Source organism: Bacillus sp. SIMBA_005 (genome assembly GCF_046535585.1).
In the GTDB taxonomy this organism is placed as follows: domain Bacteria; phylum Bacillota; class Bacilli; order Bacillales; family Bacillaceae; genus Bacillus; species Bacillus pumilus.
On record NZ_JAWRWI010000006.1, the window covers coordinates 176,663 to 196,812 of the forward strand.

General features: G+C 42.2%; 20 protein-coding genes. 13 read left to right on the top strand and 7 right to left on the bottom strand.

Translation table 11 applies throughout. The features are described from left to right. Positions 1 to 238 precede the first annotated feature (238 nt). Entirely contained in the window at positions 239 to 1,654 is a 1,416-nt protein-coding gene (locus SB660_RS11870; protein WP_410582697.1) for an SLC13 family permease, read from the top strand. Positions 1,655 to 1,659: 5 nt separating this feature from the next. On the opposite strand, the gene SB660_RS11875 is transcribed toward SB660_RS11870, so the two are convergent. Beyond that, positions 1,660 to 2,004: a hypothetical protein gene (locus SB660_RS11875; RefSeq protein WP_061410220.1), complete on the bottom strand. Its 345-nt coding sequence runs from the start codon at positions 2,002 to 2,004 to the stop codon at positions 1,660 to 1,662. 92 nt (positions 2,005 to 2,096) lie between these two features. Here SB660_RS11875 and SB660_RS11880 point away from each other — a divergent pair, with 92 nt between their 5' ends. Continuing rightward, positions 2,097 to 2,324, top strand: a complete 228-nt coding sequence (locus SB660_RS11880; protein ID WP_058015468.1) for a hypothetical protein — start codon at positions 2,097 to 2,099, stop codon at positions 2,322 to 2,324. Here the strand turns inward: SB660_RS11880 and SB660_RS11885 are convergent. Further along, complete coding sequence (locus SB660_RS11885; protein ID WP_058015467.1) at positions 2,305 to 2,784, bottom strand: Hsp20/alpha crystallin family protein; 480 nt, start codon at positions 2,782 to 2,784, stop codon at positions 2,305 to 2,307. The two genes, SB660_RS11880 and SB660_RS11885, sit on opposite strands and share 20 nt — an antisense overlap. A 65-nt stretch (positions 2,785 to 2,849) precedes the next feature. On the opposite strand from SB660_RS11885, the gene SB660_RS11890 reads away from it, so the two are divergent. Together SB660_RS11890 and SB660_RS11895 are read left to right on the top strand one after the other, a co-directional pair. Then, the gene (locus SB660_RS11890; RefSeq protein WP_012009223.1) at positions 2,850 to 3,107 is read left to right on the top strand and encodes a hypothetical protein; all 258 of its coding nucleotides are present in this window, start codon (positions 2,850 to 2,852) and stop codon (positions 3,105 to 3,107) included. Positions 3,108 to 3,113: 6 nt separating this feature from the next. Further along, a complete protein-coding gene (locus SB660_RS11895; protein WP_058015466.1) occupies positions 3,114 to 3,347 on the top strand; it encodes a hypothetical protein in 234 nt (77 codons plus the stop codon). Between the two features lie 36 nt (positions 3,348 to 3,383). On the opposite strand, the gene bcaP is transcribed toward SB660_RS11895, so the two are convergent. Beyond that, complete coding sequence (gene bcaP, locus SB660_RS11900; protein ID WP_058015465.1) at positions 3,384 to 4,775, bottom strand: branched-chain amino acid transporter BcaP; 1,392 nt, start codon at positions 4,773 to 4,775, stop codon at positions 3,384 to 3,386. Between the two features lie 185 nt (positions 4,776 to 4,960). Further along, positions 4,961 to 6,034 (bottom strand): tetratricopeptide repeat-containing glycosyltransferase family 2 protein, encoded by a 1,074-nt coding sequence (locus SB660_RS11905; RefSeq protein WP_058015464.1) that lies wholly within the window; start codon positions 6,032 to 6,034, stop codon positions 4,961 to 4,963. 133 nt (positions 6,035 to 6,167) lie between these two features. On the opposite strand from SB660_RS11905, the gene SB660_RS11910 reads away from it, so the two are divergent. From SB660_RS11910 to SB660_RS11920, 3 genes are all read left to right on the top strand, one after another. Then, entirely contained in the window at positions 6,168 to 8,051 is a 1,884-nt protein-coding gene (locus tag SB660_RS11910) for an ABC-F family ATP-binding cassette domain-containing protein (protein ID WP_410582701.1), read from the top strand. 162 nt (positions 8,052 to 8,213) lie between these two features. Further along, positions 8,214 to 8,639: a MerR family transcriptional regulator gene (locus tag SB660_RS11915; protein ID WP_061407069.1), complete on the top strand. Its 426-nt coding sequence runs from the start codon at positions 8,214 to 8,216 to the stop codon at positions 8,637 to 8,639. Between the two features lie 56 nt (positions 8,640 to 8,695). Continuing rightward, on the top strand, positions 8,696 to 9,886 hold the full coding sequence (locus SB660_RS11920; protein WP_410582704.1) for an MFS transporter: 1,191 nt from the start codon (positions 8,696 to 8,698) through the stop codon (positions 9,884 to 9,886). Positions 9,887 to 9,932: 46 nt separating this feature from the next. On the opposite strand, the gene SB660_RS11925 is transcribed toward SB660_RS11920, so the two are convergent. Further along, positions 9,933 to 11,486, bottom strand: a complete 1,554-nt coding sequence (locus tag SB660_RS11925) for an ABC-F family ATP-binding cassette domain-containing protein (protein ID WP_061407071.1) — start codon at positions 11,484 to 11,486, stop codon at positions 9,933 to 9,935. 152 nt (positions 11,487 to 11,638) lie between these two features. Between SB660_RS11925 and SB660_RS11930 the strand changes: the two genes are divergently transcribed. Next, positions 11,639 to 12,781 (top strand): DEAD/DEAH box helicase, encoded by a 1,143-nt coding sequence (locus SB660_RS11930; RefSeq protein ID WP_410582706.1) that lies wholly within the window; start codon positions 11,639 to 11,641, stop codon positions 12,779 to 12,781. Between the two features lie 33 nt (positions 12,782 to 12,814). Here SB660_RS11930 and SB660_RS11935 read toward each other — a convergent pair whose 3' ends face one another. Further along, positions 12,815 to 13,819 (bottom strand): NADP-dependent oxidoreductase, encoded by a 1,005-nt coding sequence (locus tag SB660_RS11935; RefSeq protein WP_058015459.1) that lies wholly within the window; start codon positions 13,817 to 13,819, stop codon positions 12,815 to 12,817. Positions 13,820 to 13,927: 108 nt separating this feature from the next. Then, complete coding sequence (locus SB660_RS11940) at positions 13,928 to 14,317, bottom strand: YfmB family protein (RefSeq protein WP_058015458.1); 390 nt, start codon at positions 14,315 to 14,317, stop codon at positions 13,928 to 13,930. A 221-nt stretch (positions 14,318 to 14,538) separates the two neighbouring features. Here SB660_RS11940 and SB660_RS11945 point away from each other — a divergent pair, with 221 nt between their 5' ends. The 5 genes from SB660_RS11945 to SB660_RS11965 all read left to right on the top strand — a co-directional run bounded on the left by SB660_RS11945 (position 14,539) and on the right by SB660_RS11965 (position 20,118). Beyond that, complete coding sequence (locus tag SB660_RS11945; protein ID WP_058015457.1) at positions 14,539 to 14,886, top strand: YflT domain-containing protein; 348 nt, start codon at positions 14,539 to 14,541, stop codon at positions 14,884 to 14,886. A gap of 972 nt (positions 14,887 to 15,858) precedes the next feature. After that, positions 15,859 to 16,515 carry a class I SAM-dependent methyltransferase gene (locus tag SB660_RS11950; protein ID WP_058015456.1) on the top strand — a complete coding sequence of 219 codons (657 nt, stop codon included), beginning with the start codon at positions 15,859 to 15,861 and terminating at the stop codon, positions 16,513 to 16,515. A gap of 278 nt (positions 16,516 to 16,793) precedes the next feature. Next, complete coding sequence (locus SB660_RS11955; protein WP_058015455.1) at positions 16,794 to 17,519, top strand: GTP cyclohydrolase II; 726 nt, start codon at positions 16,794 to 16,796, stop codon at positions 17,517 to 17,519. A gap of 33 nt (positions 17,520 to 17,552) precedes the next feature. Continuing rightward, a complete protein-coding gene (locus SB660_RS11960; RefSeq protein WP_169057314.1) occupies positions 17,553 to 18,356 on the top strand; it encodes a formylglycine-generating enzyme family protein in 804 nt (267 codons plus the stop codon). Positions 18,357 to 18,360: 4 nt separating this feature from the next. Further along, positions 18,361 to 20,118, top strand: coding sequence for a WD40 repeat domain-containing protein (locus tag SB660_RS11965; protein WP_410582710.1), 1,758 nt, complete (start codon positions 18,361 to 18,363; stop codon positions 20,116 to 20,118). The last annotated feature ends 32 nt before the right edge of the window (positions 20,119 to 20,150 follow it).

Genomic DNA, 20,150 nt, shown 5'->3' on the forward strand with positions numbered 1-20,150 from the left:
TTAGATCTTCTATATTTTACAGTGATTGCACATGATTTGTATAGTTTCTCCTATGAAAATAGACCAAGGCACGATGTCATGGTTTTGGGAAAGGGATGAAAATGATAGCTGTTTCTATGTAAGATATCTTCATTTTTTCTTATGATTTAAAGGATTTCTTAAGAGATCATCGAATGTGGAAAATAGAAAAATATACAAGCGCTTTCAATAGGGGGGAATTGTTATCGTTTATAAAAAGGTGAATGTGATTGGACTTGTTCTTGGACCGGCACTCTTCTTGCTTATTCTTTTTCTCATACCTGAAAATGAATTGACCTATGCTGCGAGGGTAGTCTTGGGCATTACCGCTTGGACGGCTACATGGTGGGTGACAGAAGCACTGCCCATCCCTGCAACATCTTTATTGCCCATCATCCTACTGCCGACACTTGGCGGGCTTTCGATGGAACAGACATCAAGAGCTTATGGAGATCCGATCGTTTTTATGTACATGGGAGGATTTATGATCGCAATTGCCATTGAAAAATGGAATCTGCATAGAAGAATGGCCTTACACATTTTAAGGGTGATTGGCACACGAAGTGACCGCATTATATTAGGAGTCATGATCGCGACTGCTTTTTTATCTATGTGGATTTCAAATGCAGCGACAGCCCTGATGATGCTCCCGGTGGCACTGGCTGTGATTAAAGAGGTCAAGGCTAATGATATCTTAGCTGGTCCATCTCTTGAGCGATTCAGTAAAAGCATTTTATTGTCGGTTGCGTATTCAGCGTCAATTGGTGGTCTGGCAACACTTGTCGGATCTGTGCCAAATGCTGTGTTTGCTGCGATGTCAAAAAATCTATTAGATCGGGAAATTATGTTTTTTGAATGGTTTTTGTTTGGATTTCCTGTTGCGATGATTCTGCTCATTCTCTTATTTCTGTATTTGACCAAGGTACAGTTCAAGGTAGAGCACACAGGTGAAATGAGTGTAACGTTCATACGAGAGGGATTAGAGAATTTAGGGAAAATGAAACAAGAGGAGAAATGGGTGTTTGCTGTTTTTCTCATGACGGCGTTTTTGTGGATTTTTAAACTCTTTTTGTTTGGAGGAGCCGCCGTATCCGATACATCCATCGCCATTTTTGGTGCCATGCTATTATTTCTCATTCCAGCAACAAACGGTGAGAGAATATTAGAATGGCAGGATATGAAACAGCTGCCGTGGGGGCTGTTGCTTTTGTTTGGAGGTGGGCTTTCGCTCGCTACGGGCTTTGCAGAAACCAATTTAACAGGGTGGATCGGGGAAAATCTACAGCATTTAAATGGCCTTTCTTATCTCATACTATTGATCATTTTAACGGGAGCGATTTTGTTTATGACGGAGATTATGTCAAATACAGCTGTTGCCAATATGATCATTCCGATTACGGTAGGGCTTGGGCTTGCGATTGGTATCGAGCCCTATGGGTTAATGGCTGCGGCTGCTTTGGCTTCTTCTTGTGCGTTTATGCTGCCGATTTCCACACCGCCAAATGCCGCTGTTTTTAGTGCAGACGTGCTGAAAATATCAGATATGGTCAAGGCGGGCTTTTGGTTAAATATCATGAGTATTGTGGTGATTGTCCTTGCGGTGTATTTCTGGCTCCCGGTTGTGCTTAAAAGTTGAGCGGGTTACGAAGGTGGCTTTGATCGAATCGAGACCGTTGGTGTTTTTGTTTCTTTTGGCTTTGGTTGTGGTGTTGATTTTTTGATGTGAGTGTCCTTTGGCGTGTAATAGGTTGCCCCAATATTGAGTCTACCTTGAAGCTGGTCAATGGAAAGCTCACCAAACTCCAAATGGTAATCAATTTTGTCCACATGCAGGGATTCAATATGAATGTGTGTATCCTCTGAGACAGGGGAAGCTGGTGCAGACATTTTTTGCTCGAGAGCGGTGAGCCTTTTTTCCAGCTCGCTGACAGAGGAGGATGGACTGGATTCAGTTTTTTTAAAGAGTGATAGAATGAAATGTTTCAAGTAGACCACAACCTTTTCTTCTGCCTTGATCTAGTCTATGGAAAAGCTGTGAGATATATACTTATAGAGATGACAAGAAAGGGGAGAAGCACATGCTGCCTACTCATATACACATTGCCCATATGAAAACGAACTCGATGGGCACAGGATCGTCCATGACGTTTGGTTCGACGTTTGTTTGTAATCATTGCAGTACGATTAAAAGAAACAATGGCTTTGGGGAACAGAATGCTGATGGCGTGATCACGATCCTGCCGATTGAATCGATTGATGATCGTGATCAAATCGACGCCGTGAGTATCAATATTCGTCATCTATGATAATAGCAGTCGCTTTTCCTTCATCTTTTTGCAGCCTGATATAAAGCACACCGTCTTTAAAGGCTGCATTCATTTGGCCAAGAATCATTTCTGGGAGCCGAATTTTCTTTTCAAACGGACCATACTTCCCCTGCTTTTGGCGAAAATCCTGCTCATTAAAAAAGGAAAAACGCTGTCCTTTCACAACCAAATATTCGCCATATGATAACACTTGTACATCTTCCTTTCGGTAGCCAGGCAAATAAATTAAGTACTGAATTTCTGTCGCGGTTTCCACCATGTCGATTGGTGGGAACGACGCATCTGGGCCGCGCTGATCCTGCTGCGTGAACGTAAATGGAGATGGACCATTTGCCATAAAAGGAGATCTTTGCTCATCATCGAAGATCATTTTCCAAAAATCGTCCCCATGCATTTGCTGGGCAATATCCATCCACTGCTTCATTTTTTCGAAGTCCATGTAAAGACCTCCTGTTAACATACTTGATGGGTGCTTGCATATACCTATAAAAAGGAGGTTTATCTGTGGTTCAACCAACTCCGTATATCAATATTAATATTTTCATGTTAAAAATTAATTCCTTTGAAAATGCGTCGGCGGTGAATGTCGGACAAAATTTGTTAGCAGAGTGGCAAAACTCAGATAAAAAAAATCAGGGGTACGGACAAAATTTTGGAGATGCCAGCGGTTTTGTCGGGACAAAAAGCCATGTAGATGATCGAGATCAAGTGGACTCACCTGCCTCTTTTTCACCAACTGCTAAACCCATTCAAAGGAAGTGACGTGTGATGTTATTCTCACCCTCAGTCGTCAATGTCGGTGCTTTTAAAATCAATGCAATGGATCGGGGTGCATCACTGACGCTAGGTCCTTATCAGCAGATCGATTATTTTCTCTCGATGAAAATGAACCAAGGATTTGGAGAGGACAATGGAGATTGTTCACCGCTTGTCATTCCGATTTCAAGCGTGTTAGATCCAGATATGGTGGACTCAAATTCAGCCAAAAACAGCGTGATTTAAGCAAAAAAAGAGACCGGGAAACCCCGTGTCTCTTTTCTAATGTGTTTCATTCAGATGACTTTTTCGTCTTGCATAGGTGAAATAAACAACGACACCAATGGCCACCCAGATCAGGAAGGCTCTCCATGTCTCCCATTTCAGTGTAGCAGCCAATATCATACAAATGACCGCACTAATAATGGGAAGGTAAGGTACAAAGGGTACTTTAAAAGCTGTGTTCATATTCGGATGTTTTTTCCGTAGGACGATCACAGCGATAGAGATCACCGTAAAGGCTGCAAGTGTACCGATGCTGACTAAATTCGCTAGCGTAGATAAGTTGACGAATCCAACGATACATGCCGCAACAGCACCTGTGAGCCAAGTGTTAGCAACCGGTGTTTTCGATTTTGGATGAACGTTTGAAAAGATTTTCGGCATGAGTCCATCTCGGCTCATGGCAAAGGTTAAGCGAACTTGAGCATAAACAAGTGCAATTAACACTGTCGTAATCCCAATAATAGCACCTGCGGATATAATGCCCGCCACACTATTCAGGCCAACGACTTGAAGAGCAAATGCGACAGGGTCACTGACATTCAGCTTCGTATAGTGAACCATGCCTGTTAAGACGAATGAAACACCGATGTATAAAATCGTACAAACACCGAGCGCACCGATGATTCCGATTGGCATCGCCTTTTGAGGATTTTTGACTTCTTCAGACGCATTAGCGATTGCATCAAATCCAAGGTAAGCAAAAAAGACAGTCGCCGCTCCAGCAATCACGCCGTGGAAGCCCATCGGCATAAAAGGTGTCCAGTTTTCAGGTTTGACGTAAGCAAAGCCTGAAATGATAAAGAGAAGGACAATGGCAATTTTAATCAGCACAATGATGTTATTCAGCTTCGTGCTTTCTTTGACGCCTCTTGAGACGATAAAGGTGATAAGCAAAATAATGAGTGCGCCTGGAAGGTTAAAGACGGCCCCATCAGCGGCTCCAGGTGCAGCTGATAAAGCCTTCGGTATGTGCAGACCGAATCCACTGAGCAGTGATTGGAAATAGGACGACCATCCGCTTGCTACAGCAGAGAGCGCAATGACATATTCAAGCATAAGATCCCAGCCCATTAAGAAGGCGAGAAATTCCCCAAGTGTAGCATAGGAATACGTATAGACGCTTCCTGATACAGGAATGGATGAGGAGAATTCAGCGTAGCAAAAAGCAGCAAGGGCGCATGCGATCGCAGCTAAAATAAAAGATATAATAATCGCGGGTCCCGCATCCTTTGCCGCAGCAACCCCCGTAATCACAAAGATACCAGTCCCGACCACGCAGCCAATGCCAAGCAAGATTAAATCAAACGTATTTAACGATCGGCTGAGCCGCTTCGTTTGACTTTCAAGCATGAGCTGGTCGAGAGACTTTTTTCGAAATAAAGAACTCATGTTGACCTCCTAATGGATAAATCTTTTCGTAAGACGAGTGTTAGTATATGCTGAAATGACAATTTAGTCAATTGGTTGAAGAACGCTTTAAACCACTAAAGTATTAAACGCCACAATCGAATTTTTGCTAAAAAAGAGACATCCGCCAAGAGATGGAAGGCGGATGTGGTGATAGATAGTTTAGTTTATGTCTGTTCAGCAAATATTTTTTCATTATACAGCACACTTGGATGAGTTGGGTGATGGGCGGCGGAGGCAAGATGATGTGTTTTGGCTTTCTCCAAATCGCCGAGCTGATAATAACAATAGCAAAGCTGAAGGTGAGGATACCACGTTTTATAATGTGTGAGTGTGAAGGCTGCTTCGTTTTCAGGAGCCTTCAGCGCCTGCTCATACCAAAAGATTGCTGCCTGATGTTTATTTTGAATTTTTAGATGATCCCCGATTCGGCAGCAAAATTCTGGCCGAGGCTGATCATATAAGAAAGAACGTAATAATGAGGATAAAGCCGCTTCCTCGAAACCTACCGCATAATAGCAGTCGGCTAAATATTGGCATGTGCGAATTTCATCCTCAATCCAGCACTGTTTTGTCGCTAAAAACTCATGATAAAAACGAATTGCTCTGACATGCTGCCTGTTATCTCTTAATTCATTGGCAAAATAAAAGAGATCACGGGGCGTCATGTCCTCTCCCCTTGCCAGCATGTCTTCATAAATTCGCAGGTTGCGCCCTGGTTCACCAGCGGTTGTTTTCTTACGCTTTTGATGTGTGACGGCTATATCGGCTGGTAAGATGTTTCCATACACCTGAAGAAACTCATGAACGGCCCCGTACCACTGAAAGTTCAAGGCACGCTTCACAAGGCGATTTCTTCTATATTTAAAATTCACCTGACCGTCTTCATCGAATCCTACATGATAAAACATCGAGACAGCATCCACAGAAGGATCGAGTGTCTCTTTGAGCTGAAGAAATTTTTGACGGTCTTCTTCAAGCAGAACATCATCTGCATCAAGCCATAAAATATACTCTTTCGTTGCACGTGAGAAAGCGAAATTGCGGGCTTTGGCAAAATGCTGAACCCATTCAAAATCAAGTACCTTGGCTGAAAAAGAGTGAGCAATCTCTTTCGTACGATCTGTTGAGCCTGTATCAACGATGATCATCTCATCGACAATGTCTTGGACAGAGGAAAGGCAGTCCGCTAACACCTCCTCTTCATTTTTCACGATCATACATAAGCTAATGGTTACCATCTTTAGATCACCTCTTCATAGTGTATCGAGCAGCAAAAGGAAACATTCTTTTCAGCTGCGGGTTTTTTAAAACTAGTTTTCTGTAACTGGCTGATTTAAAATAAAGGAAGAATCTATGTAAGGGCTGATAAAAATGAGTTTATTGAATGTTGAAGGATTATATAAAACCTATGGCGAGAAAACGCTGTTTGATCATATTTCTTTTCATATAGAACCAAAGGAACGCATCGGATTGATTGGACCAAACGGAACAGGAAAGTCAACGCTCCTAAAGGTCATTGCAGGACTTGAATCGTTTGAGGAAGGTGACATCACGAAGGCAGGGACACTTGATATCGAATTTCTTGAGCAGGACCCCGAAATGGACGGGGATGAAACGATTCTCGATTACATTTTTTCTGGAACAGCACCCATAATTCAAACGATGAAGGCATATGAACAGGCACTCGCCGATTTAGAGCATGATCCGCAAAATGAGGCAAAACAAGAGGCGCTCATGCGCATGCAAAATCGAATGGATCAGGAAGACGCATGGGATGCGAACCTATCAGCAAAAACGATTTTGACAAAGCTTGGCGTCAAAGATGTGAGCCGCTTTGTTCATGCTTTATCAGGCGGACAGAAAAAGCGTGTCGCGATTGCTAAAAATTTAATTCAGCCCGCAGGATTGCTGATTTTAGATGAGCCAACCAACCACCTCGATAATGCAACGATTGAATGGCTCGAAGGATATTTGAGTCAATACAGCGGTGCTGTCATTCTGGTGACGCATGATCGTTATTTCCTCAACCGGGTGGCCAATCGGATTTACGAATTGAATCAAGGACAACTCTATACGTATAAAGGAAATTATGAAGTCTTTTTAGAAAAAAGAGCGGAACGAGAAGCCGAAGCTCAGGTAAAAGAAACGAAGCGTCAAAACTTGCTCAGACGCGAGCTTGCATGGCTGAGAAGAGGGGCAAAAGCAAGAACGACGAAGCAGAAAGCACGTATCGGCAGAGCCGAAGAGCTGATGGATCAAAAAGGGCCTGATGCGAAGGGAGAGCTGGATTTCGCCATCGGTTCCCATCGCCTAGGAAAACAAGTCATAGAGGCAGAAGACTTGTCGATTTCATTTGCTGGCCAGAACCTTGTGGAGCGGTTTACAGACTTAGTCGTGCCGGGCGACCGGATTGGATTTATCGGACCGAATGGAGTCGGAAAAACGACGCTTCTCAACTGCCTTGCGGGTAAAATTGAACCGACTTCAGGACAATTGACAATTGGACAAACCGTTCGTATTGGCTATTACACGCAGGATCACAAGGAAATGGATGAAGAGCTGACGATCATTGAATACATCAAGGAAACAGCTGAGATCGTTAAGACATCTGATGGCGCCATAGTGACAGCAGAGCAAATGCTGGAACGGTTCCTATTCCCAAGATCCATGCAGCGGACGTTTATTCGCAAACTGTCAGGGGGAGAACGCCGCAGACTGTATTTACTGAAAGTCTTAATGGAAGAACCGAATGTTCTCTTTCTAGATGAGCCGACGAACGATCTTGATACGGAGACACTTAGCATTTTAGAGGATTATTTAGAACAGTTTCCTGGCGTTGTCATGACCGTATCGCATGATCGGTATTTCTTAGACCGAGTGGTTCACCGTCTGCTTGTCTTTGAAGGAAATGGCCGCGTTTCACACTACCAAGGTGCTTACAGCGATTACATGGAGCAAGAAAAAGAAGCGAAGCGCACAGAGACAAAGCCTGCTGAGAAACAAGTAGATGCGGCGCCTAAAAAGAAAAAAAAACTTTCTTACAAAGACCAGCTTGAATGGGATGGAATTGAAGAACGGATTCAGGCATTAGAGGAAAAACATCAGCAGCTTGAAGCAAGCATTGCAGAAGCAGGCAGTGATTTTGGGAAAATTCAAGAACTGATGGACGAACAAAAAGCCGTTGCTGAAGAACTAGAACAAGCAATGGACCGCTGGACAGAACTGTCGATCATGATTGAGGAATTAGAGGGTTAATCCTAATAAAATGATTGAAATAAAAAAACCTGCAGAACATTTTGCAGGTTTTTTTTATTTTCATCAAAACACGAGAGAATCAAGAACCCAAACATTTACGTTTACGTTAAGGTTATGAAGGTGTATAATAAATCATGAATTGATGAGCAGGAGGCACTGGCAATGGAATGGATGAAAATTGATCAAGTGGCGAAAAGAAGCGGACTGACCAAACGGACGATTCGTTTCTATGAAGAGATTGGTTTATTATCAGCACCAAAGCGGACAGAGGGCGGTGTCAGGCTGTACTCAGAGGACGACATGGAAGAACTAGAAAAAGTAATGCAGGCAAAAGAGGTACTCGGCTTTTCTTTACAAGAGCTTCAATCGTTTATGGAAATAGGGAAGCAGTTAGAGCTGAATAAAGAAGGCTATTTGCTGTCGCTTGATCCGAAGGAACGATTAGAAAAACTGTTAGATATTGAGGCGCAGCTGACTGTGCAGCATCAATTGATTACAAAAAAGCTTGAAACGATTCAATCCTTTAAAAAGGATCTTGAAACGATGAAAGATAGAGCGGCTCATGCGATTGAGCAATTACAAAAATAAACACCTCAGTGTGTTTATTTTATTTTGTGAACATATGAAGGAAAGGTTCTGATGGAATGAAGGAAGAAGAAGTGTTAAAACAGCGTACAAGTCTGCTTAGGCAGCCGAAGGCCGTCTGGGCTGTTGCCTTTGCATGTGTGATTTCATTTATGGGGATAGGACTTGTGGACCCGATTTTGCCTGCCATTGCATCACAATTAGATGCATCTCCAAGTCAGGTCTCTCTTTTGTTTACGAGCTACTTACTTGTGACTGGTTTTGTGATGTTTTTTACCGGCTTTATCTCTAGTCGGATTGGTGCGAAATGGACGTTATTAATCGGACTTATTTTTATTATTGTCTTTTCTGCTTTAGGGGGTACCTCTTCAACGATTAATGAATTAATCGGCTTTAGAGGGGGATGGGGCATTGGGAATGCCTTATTCATTTCAACGGCTCTCTCTGTCATTGTCGGCGTGTCTGTTGGAGGAAGTGCGAAGGCCATTATTTTATACGAGGCTGCACTAGGTCTTGGGATTTCGATTGGACCGCTGCTTGGCGGAGAGCTTGGGACGATCTCTTGGCGCGGTCCATTCTTTGGCGTTGCGGTGTTAATGCTTGTTGCTCTTTTAGCCATTACGTTTATGCTTCCACCGATGCAAAAACCTCAGAAAAAGGTGAAATTATTCGAGGCTGTCGGGGCGTTAAAATATAAAGGACTTTTAACGATGGCTTCTGCCGCTTTCTTATACAATTTTGGTTTCTTTGTGCTTTTAGCGTATTCGCCATTTGTGCTTCATCTGGATGAGCATGGTCTTGGTTATGTCTTTTTTGGATGGGGACTATTTTTAGCTGTGACTTCCGTCTTTTCAGCGCCGGTCATTCATCGCAAGCTTGGAACATTGACTTCTCTTGTGGTTCTGTTTGCTTCGTTTGCTGTGATTTTATTCGGTATTGGAATCTGGACTTCACATGTTGTAGTCGTCATCTGCGGTATTGTCATTGCTGGGGGTATTCTTGGTATGATCAATACTGTGCTCACGACCGCAGTGATGGGATCAGCACCGGTTGAGCGTTCCATTGCTTCATCCTCTTACAGTGCCGTGCGGTTTATTGGGGGCGCGATTGCTCCTTGGATTGCCGGCGTACTTGCTGAAGCTTTTACTGCAAGCACCCCTTACTATGTTGGGGCGGCTGTCGTTCTGTTAGGCATGATCATCCTGCTAATTGGCCGGAAACATCTCATCAATATTCAAGCAGGTCATTAAATAGAAAAAGCCTTATATCTGCATGAGATATAAGGCTTTTTTGTGATTATAATACTTTGGTCGTCCAAGATTCGCAATTCCAAGTTTCAGTGGCTACATCTTGATAAAATTCAGGTTCGTGAGAGATCAATAAGACACTCCCTTTGTATTCTTTTAATGCACGTTTTAGTTCTTCTTTCGCATCGACATCCAAGTGATTGGTCGGCTCATCGAGAACAAGGAGGTTGGTTTCTTCATTGATCAGCTTACAAAGACGGACCTTTGCTTTTTCTCCACCGCTTAAAACAGACACGCGGCTTTCAATATGTTTTGTCGTTAATCCGCATTTAGCAAGAGCAGCTCTCACTTCATATTGCGTGTAAGAAGGGAAGGTGCCCCATACTTCTTCAATACAGGTGTTGCTGTTTTGCTCTTTTACTTCTTGCTCAAAGTAGCCAATATGAAGGAATTCTCCGCGTTCCACCTCACCAGAAATTGGTGAGATTTCTCCAAGGAGACTTCGCAGCAATGTCGTTTTTCCGATGCCGTTAGCGCCGTATAACGCAATTTTTTGCCCGCGTTCCATCTTCAGATTTAAAGGACGAGAGAGCGGTTCATCATAACCAATGACCAAATCTTTTGTTTCAAAAATCAATTTTCCAGAAGTCCGTGCCGCCTTAAAATTGAATTCAGGCTTTGGCTTTTCTGCTGCGAGTTCAATCATATCCATCTTATCTAGTTTCTTTTGACGGGACATCGCCATATTTCTTGTGCTGACACGTGCTTTGTTTCTTGCCACAAAATCCTTTAATTCAGCCACTTCCTGCTGCTGCCTTTTATAAGCTGCTTCAAGCTGCTGCTTTTTGACTTCGTACACTTGTTTAAATTGATCATAATCACCAACATAGCGTGTGAGCTCTTGATTTTCAACATGATAAATCAAGTTAATGACGCTGTTTAAAAACGGAATATCATGTGAAATGAGGATAAACGCATTTTCATATTCCTGTAAATAGCGCTTCAGCCACTCAATATGCTGCTCATCTAAATAGTTGGTCGGCTCATCGAGAAGGAGAATTTCTGGCTTCTCTAACAGCAATTTCGCAAGCAATACTTTTGTACGCTGTCCGCCGCTCAGCTCCGTCACATCACGGTCCAGCCCAAGATCTGTTAACCCAAGACCTCTCGCAATTTCTTCGACCTTGGAATCAATGATATAGAAATCATTGTTTGTGAGCGCATCTTGAATAACGCCCACTTCCTCTAACAGCTTTTCCAGCTCATCAGGATCGGCTTCACCCATTTTGCCGTAAATGTCATTCATCGCTGCTTCCATTGAAAATAAATAGTGGAAAGCATCCTGAAGCACTTCGCGGATCGTTCTGCCCTTTTCTAGCACAGTGTGCTGATCCAGGTAGCCGACACGGACATTTTTTGCCCATTCAACTTTTCCTGCATCTGGCTCCAGCTTGCCAGTAATAATATTCATAAACGTTGACTTTCCTTCACCGTTGGCGCCAATTAAGCCGACATGCTCGCCTTTTAATAAACGGAAGGAGACTTCGTGGAAAATGGCTCTGTCGCCAAAGCCATGGCTTAAATCTTTAACAGATAATATCATTTTTTACACCTCAAATAGATTCAAAACGGCTAGTGCCTCTCATGATTATATCGAACTGTCCGGCTTGATAAAAGCATCAAAAGAAAAATTGCGTTTCAAAGCTGATTTTGAGATACTAAAGGATAGATTGAATGAGGATAAAGGAGATCGACATGATAGAAAATTGGGCATTTTTGAAAGAAGCAAAGCCATTTATTCAAGAGAACTTCCAAGCGGCTGGCTTCGAAAAACCAACAGCTATACAAGAAAAAACAGCAGAATGGATTACGGAGAAGCGTGATGTGATCGCAGAATCGCCTACGGGAACGGGGAAGACACTGGCGTATGTGTTGCCTCTTTTAAATAAAATCGATGTGAATATCAAGCACCCGCAAGTCTTAATCTTGGCACCATCAAGAGAGCTTGTGATGCAAATTTTTGATGTTGTGCAAGAGTTCAAACAAGGATCAGACATCAAAGCGGTCTCCTTGATTGGTGGAGCGAACATCAAAAAGCAGCAGGAAAAACTAAAAAAACACCCGAACATCGTCGTAGCGACACCAGGCCGCGTCCAAGAATTAATCAAAATCAAGAAACTGAAAATGCACGAAGTCAAAACAATCGTGCTAGATGAAGCAGATCAGCTTCTTGTGCCAGAGCATATGAAAACGATCCAAGCGATCATTAAATCCACACTAAAAGAAAGACAAATCCTTTGTTTTTCTGCGACCTTAAAAGACGAAACGGTTCAACTGATTAAAGAAATGACGTCTGAACCAGAAGTATTGAAAATTGCTAGAAGTGCGGAAGAAGCGCAGAAAGTAGGACACTATTATCTGTTATGTGACCAGCGTGACAAAGTAAAACTACTGCAAAAGCTATCACGGCTTGAGGACATGCATGCGCTCGTCTTTGTGCGTGATATTACGAATCTAAGCATTTATGCAGAGAAATTAGCGTATCACCATGTCGACCTCGGTGTTCTTCATAGTGAAGCGAAAAAAGCAGAGCGAGCTATCATCTTAAAGGAATTTGAACAGCGTGAATTCCCGCTTCTTCTTGCAACAGATATCGCAGCAAGAGGGATCGATATTGACGATCTGCCTTACGTGATCCATGCCGACCTGCCAAACGAAGAAGGCTATATCCACCGTTCAGGCAGAACCGGCCGCGCAGGAAAAGAAGGAGCTGTTATCAGCCTAGTCACACCTCAAGAGCATTCAATGCTTAAAAAAATGGCGAAAAAGCTAAATCTTTCGCTTCAGGAAATTGTTTATAAGCAAGGTCAGCTGCACCTTGCGCCCAAGCAAGCATAAAAAAAGGACCCCCACATGGAGGGTCCTTTCTTTTTATGAAATTTTGACAAGCTGTTTTCCGACATTTTCCCCTTTGAATAGTCCGAGGAATGCATCAGGAATGTTGTCAAAGCCTTCAATGATTGTTTCTTTATAAGTCAGTTTATCTTCTTTTACCCATTGTGCGAGATCTCTTGCTGCTTCTTCAAAACGATCTGAATAGTTGGCAACAATGAAGCCTTGCATCAATGCGCTTGTTTTAATGAGTTTTGTTTGCACACGCGGTCCAATGTCCTCGCTTGCGCTAATGTTATAAGACGAAATCGCACCGCACACTGGAATACGTGCGAAGCGGTTCAAATGATTCATCACGGCATCAGATATTTCGCCGCCTACATTGTCAAAATACACATCGACGCCGTTAGGGCACGCCTTTGCAATAGCATCATCTAAGTCTTTTGTTGTTTTATAATTAATTGTTTCATCAAAGCCCAGCTCTTTTAAATAAGCCAGCTTATCATCAGATCCCGCAATCCCAACGACGTGAGCGCCTTTGATCTTAGCAATTTGTCCCACAACGGAACCAACGGCACCTGCGGCTCCAGAAATGACGACGGTCTCGCCTTCTTTTGGCTGGCCAATTGCAAGAAGACCGAAATAAGCGGTTTGCCCTGGCATGCCTAAAATGCCTAAATAATAGGACAATGGCGCGATAGATGGATCAATTTTAGTGAGAGATTCAGCTTTGGCCGTGGAATATTCTTGCCAGCCAAGGAATCCGAGAACAAAATCACCTTTTTCAAATTGAGGCGATTTAGACTCGACAACTTCTCCGACAACACCGCCCTGAATCACTTCATTTAGCTTGAATGGAGGTGTATAGGATTTTGTATCCTGCATTCGTCCTCTCATATAAGGATCTACAGAAACGTATTTCGTTTGAATCAAAACTTCACCATCTTGCGGCACAGGTATATCGACTGTTTCAAAATGAAAAACATCTTTTGTAGGTAATCCTTGTGGACGTTTGGCTAATTGAATTTGCTTTTGCTGACTCATGTCAAATCCTCCCTTTCACTTGCAGCCTAGATTTACATTAACATGATGCTTCTTTTCATTCAAAACATACGGTCTATTTCAAACACATACAAAAAAGCAGCCGCCATCTCATAGATGAGGACTACTTTTTTGAAAGTCAACAGAGAGGAGCGGCGGTAGACAGCCAAACAGCTGATATACGTCCGCATCACGTTCTTTTAACAAATATTCGTTCGCATTTTGCATGGAGGCTTTCATCATATCGCGCGTCACAAAAGGAAAAAGGATATTCAAGTATGAGGACAACAGGTCTTGTGGATCTTGTTCAATTGACTCGATATCTCCAATGTTAATAATGATGGAAAAGAGATAATCAATGGAGATGCGAAAGTGCTGTTCAGCAAACAATGTAAGCGGCTCTGCTTTTGCTTCTTCAGGATTCCACTTTTGAAAAAGCTGTTTCACCAAATCACTGACAACCCAAGCATTAAACTGCTGCTCCGCTGAAAAGTAATACATCAGCTCTACCTCATTTCTAGCCTCCAGTACAAGAATTGTACAACAAAACAGCAGGGATGAACACAATATTTCAGAAAATTTAGTCATTTTTACAGGATTTTTGTCAAAAATAAGTCAATAGGCATGGTTAGTACTCAATGTAAAATGGATGTGCTCAAGGAAGGTTTAATGATAAAAGTGACGGGTAAAAGATTCGTAAGACGCTAAAGGAGGAATATAAAATGAAACCTGTTGTAAGAGAGTATTCAAATGATGAAACACTTCAAAGAGATGTAGAGCAATTAAAATCACTCGGTGTTGCAAGAGAGGACATTTATGTTCTGTCCCATGACGATGATCGTACAGAGCGTATTGCTGGGAATGCAGATGCCAATACGATAGGTCCAAGAGAAGTTGGACTGAAACATGCTGTTGGGAACATCTTTAGTAAAAAGGGTGATGAGCTCCGAAATAAAATCCATGAAATTGGTTTCTCTAAAGAAGAAGCTGAGAAATTTGAAGAACATTTAGATGAAGGAAAAGTCCTTCTGTTTGTGACAGACCATGAAAAAGTGAAAACTTGGGCATAAACGCCAACTGAGAAAAAGCCTCTTACTTTTGTAAGGGGCTTTTTTTCATGCCATCATCTTTGAAGGAGAGGTTGCATCTTTTTTACTATATTTAGAAAAAATAGCAGATTGGAATAAACAGTAAAACATCTAATTGAAAATGCAGATATACCAAAGAAAAAGATAGGAAATGAGAAAAGAATAGTAAAAATTTCACAAAAAACCATTCGGGAAATAATCATTGTATCTTTCGATTTTGTTTCAAAATGTAATAAAAATCTTGTGTAATTTAGTAGATAAATTTCTTAGTTCTATTGGTTTATGTTGTATTTTTGTGTAGAAATAAGTGTTTTGAGGTCAAAAAACCACGAAAAATACCTGTATTTTCAATTAGAAAATTCATTTTAATGTTTAGGAAATAATTTGTTGACAAAATAATCTAAAAACAATATATTTGGCTTATTCCAGTCATTATGGAAGTAGTTGTTAAAATTCTGAAGGGTTTATTCAAGGCTAATTCTAGTGAAAGGTGGTGTCATAAAACCAAGGTATAAGTGCTTTTAAGAGAAAAAGCTTACTCGGAATATGTCTACTAACACATAAGAAAACGGTCTTTTACTTGAAGAAAATATGGCAGCCGATCTAAACAGTAGATTGACCTTTCTACTATGATCACTTTGCAAGAGATATAGAAAAGACGTTATGTTTTTGTACAGAGGAGAAAGCGGTTTCAAAAAAGGTTGTGAGTTGATCGAACGGTGAAGGAGGTGAACTCATATGAAAAAAAGAGAAAACAAGCTGATGCGCTTCAGCTTTCAAATGGCTGCATATGAGGATGCATGCTGAAAAAGAAGAGTGAACATGTGGGATGCTTCTCTTCTTTTTCAGAAAACAGATTTCCTAAAAAATCCATCTTTTATTTTAACATAAGGTTTTTGGCTTGGAAATGACCTTTGCCCGAAAAGTCGATTTTAAATAGAAGGAGGTCCTGTGATGAAAAAGGCTTTATACCATGAAGACAGTGGGTTGTATCTAGAAAAAATGCGTATGGCATTTCAAGAACATTATGAGAAAAGAACAGATATGTGGTCTACTGATCCATCCTTAACAGATGCAGCCGTGATGTCATTAAAAGCTTGGCGTTCAAGGGAAAAAAATGCACTTGCTTCTGTGCTCGATATCGGATGCGGGAACGGCCGGGCACTTGAACATTTAAGCGGACTTTCCGAATATGTCGGCATCGACCTGTATGAGCATGAGGAGTGGGGAGGGTTACAGAAAAGAGAAACGGTCCCTGTCTATTTTTTTCATCAAGATTTTATGTCCTGGTCGATGGATCAGGGACGGGAAAAGCAGTTTGATTTAATTTTAGATCATGGCTGCTTTCATCACCAGCACCCTGATGATCATGAGCGTTATTTAAAACAGGTGTCCTCTTTGCTTCAAGAAGGCGGAGTCTTCTCACTTGTTGTATGGGGAGAAGAGTGGAGAACAGGGTTAATCGGAGAAGATGGCCGTTTCCACTTTTCATTTTCAGACTCTCAGCTTGGAGAAAGAATTTGTTCATCAGGTCTGGAGCTTGTATCGATTACACCATTAAAAGCAAAAGCCGGCATAAGCCAGCACCATGTCATTGCCGTCAAAATCTAGTACAAAGGTGAACACTCAGACGTAGCAGAGGTGTTCATTCTAAGAAAGAGCCTGCGCGCATCATGTAAGAGAAAGGCGTGATGAACCCAAAATTCTGCTCCTTTGTACTGGAAAAGACCTAGATTGAACTATCGCTAGAATAGGTGGAATCAAGGTCTGAACGATGAGAGGAAACGCATATCCATGTTCTTTTAAGCCATGAGTGCGGACACATATTCACCACCATCACTGCGCTTCCTGAGTCGATTTGGGTGCAGCGATGAATAGGGGGGAGACAAATGAATAAGTTTGTAGATGAATTACAATCAATGATTCATCATTTTACCTTTCAAGAAAAAAACTATTTGCTCGTGGGGCCAGTGAACCTGCCAATCTCCATTCAACATGAAGAAGTGTCATTTAAGTGGTATGCCTTCGCACCTGTTGAAGGGGAGACAAAACCAACGATCGAATCTATTGTCCAAATGAGTACCGCGCAGCAAACCTTTTCCTCTTGTCTCTTATTTGGCGACTTTGAAAATGAAATGCCGCCGCTTGTGCGAATTCATAGTGTCTGCCAAACAGGGGATGTGTTTGGGTCACTGAAATGTGACTGCGGTCCACAGCTTGCGTTATCGCTGAAAAAAATCACCGATTACGGAAAAGGCATGCTTGTCTATATGGCCAATCAAGAAGGGCGGTCAATTGGGCTGATGGCGAAAGCATTGACGTATAAATTACAGGAAATGCAGCTGGATACGTTTGAAGCCAACCGCCTGATTGGATGCGGCGATGATGACCGGCATTACGAAGAGGCAGCGGCTGTTCTACACTATTTAAACAAAGGGAAACCAATGCATCTCCTAACGAACAATCCAGATAAAGTCGATTCCATTGCTGCCTACGGTCTTCCTGTTTTGCGGTTTGATCATACGGTCGAAGCCTCTCTCTATAATGAAGCCTATTTAAAAGCAAAAGCAGCCTCAGGGCATATGGTCGATGAGAAAAAATTAATTAATCAGTAGATGAGTTTACTTTAAAGAAGGCGGGAGAAAAGTGTGAAACCTGAAATCAATTGGATTCAAATCCCAAGCGGCTATGCAACAATCGGAAGTAATGAAGAAGATATGAAAAAGGCATCAGAATTCTGGAAGGACAAGCTTCTCAATCCAACTTACGGCCGTGAGAAAAAATTTCAAAAATGGCTGTACAAAGAATTTCCATCCTATCAGCCGTATATCAATGAATTTTTCATTTCAGATACGGTCGTCACCAATGAATGGTATCAAAGCTATTGTGATGAAACAGGCCAGTCGTACCCTGAGAGCTTAACGAATCAAGAACTTGGCGGCGGGAAAGATCATCCGGCTTGGGGCATGGAGATCGAGGAAGCCTTCTCATTCTGCCAGTGGCTAAGCGGGAAACTCGGGATAGACGTGTCGATTCCTACGGAAGAAGAATGGGAATATGCTGCCCGGGGTAATACGAGAAATCAATATCCTTGGGGAGATGAGTTTGACCCTTCTTACTGTAATACGTACGAATCAAATATTGAAAAAACGACACCTGTCCGCCATTACGAAAAGGGAAGATCCTTATTCGGACTTTATGATATGGGGGGCAACGTCGAGGAATGGGTCAACAGCAAATATCATGTGTACGAAGGTGGCATTGAGGTTGTAGATGATTTAACGGAAACGCTTGGCAGTGATTACTACATTTTAAAAGGCGGCTCCTTTGCAAGAGGCGGAGATTTATGCAGAGTTGCCAGAAGACATGGGAAGCATCCAGACCCTGTTTTTCGATTTACTGGCTTTCGTGTAATGACTCGTCAAAAACAACATATAAAGGTGGGAGTGTAAAATTATGCATAGAGGACCAATTACATCTGTTTTATCAACTCAGCAGGACCAAATTGTTTACACTGGCGGCTATGACCGCTGTATTTATCAGTGGAACCGGGCGACAGGAGAAGGAACGTTTATTGGAAGTCATGAGCATATCATTAACTCTTTATCTCTTTCTGAAAACGGAAAGTACTTAGCCAGTGCTTCGTCAGACTACACCATTCAATTGTATGATACAGGCACACATACTCGAATTCGCACCTTGTTTGGTCATGCGGATGATGTAGAAGCCGTTGCTTTTGCGAAGCAGGATACCTTGCTTGTCTCGGTGTCCAGAGATAGAAGATGCTTAGTCTGGGATATCGAAACAGGAGCCATTCTAAGAGAATTTCATGGACATAGCAAAGATGTATTAGCTGTATGGATACATGGCGATAAAGCTTATACAACAGGTGATGACGGCTACGTTCTTGTATGGCTGTATGATACAGGAGAAATTGTAGGGGAAATCGGTCCGTTTGATTATGAGCTGGACACAATAAGCGGCAGCAATCAAAAAGAAGTGTTCGCACTTGGCAGAGACGATGGCACCGTCATTATTTATGATGCGGTGACGTTACAGGAGAAAAAAATCATTAAAGCTCATTTACAGGGAGTCAAGCGGGTGAACTTTTCTCCAAGCGGCAATTACTTGCTGACAGCAGGCTATGACCATTTAATTAAGCTGTGGAATTACGAAACAGGGGATTTAGTCGATACGCTGCTGCCTCATAAATATCAGTGGGAGCGCTCGCTTGTCTGGACGGAAGATGAGAAATCTATCCTAGGAGCCAGCTTTGGAAAAACGTATTGTGAATGGTCTATTGAAAAGGGGGAAGTTGTATCAGATGAGGTCGAAATGGCGACACCATCTATTAATGATATTGCACTGACTGAGGCAGGAGATATTATCACAGCATCAGATGACGGAAAATTCAGAAAGAATGGGATTGAAATCACTAAATCGACAGGCGTTTTAACAAATGGAGTGGCTGTCGCTAGAGATGGAAGCTATTATGCGTGGGGAGATCATGCAAGTCAGGTGCATATTGTTCATGAATCATTACAGCAAATGGTTTCGTTTGATCTCAATACAGGACCGGTCAACAGTGTGTATTTCCACGAGGAGGACAGGCAATTTTATATTGGAACTTACGGCGGTTATGTACATGTCATTTCGACAGAGCATTTAAAGGAAGTTGGCCGTTCCAAAGCACATGATTGTGCTGTGAAAGCATTAAAAGTAGAAGGGGATCATATCATCACAGCTGCGGTAGAAGGCACCATCTGTCTTTTAGATAAGAAGAGCTTGTCTTTAAAAGCCAAATATATCGGGGCGACAGAGCTGTTAAATGACGTATTCATTGATAGCAAAAGAGACCGTATTGCCATTGTCAGCCGTGACAAGAATGTGAGATTGTTTGATTTGCATACAGGAAGAATTTTAGACCAGCATAATGAACACCAGTATTCGATTAAATCGGTCTCTGTCACAGACTCTGGCTATATTGTGAGCGGAGATTATTGGGGCTATATCGTAGTGTGGAATCCAGAGCTAGGGGTCAATACCGGCCCGATTAGAATTGCTAAGAATGGGATAAGTGCCATTAGACAATTAGGCAATGATGTATACGCAAGCTCGTATGATGGTGGGATTTATCATATTCGAGAAGATGGCACGTATACCGAAGTACTGCGCTTATTTGAACAATTTCCAAAAGAAGTAATCTCTCATTAAGAAAAAGAATGTAAGCGGGGGATTCTCATGAT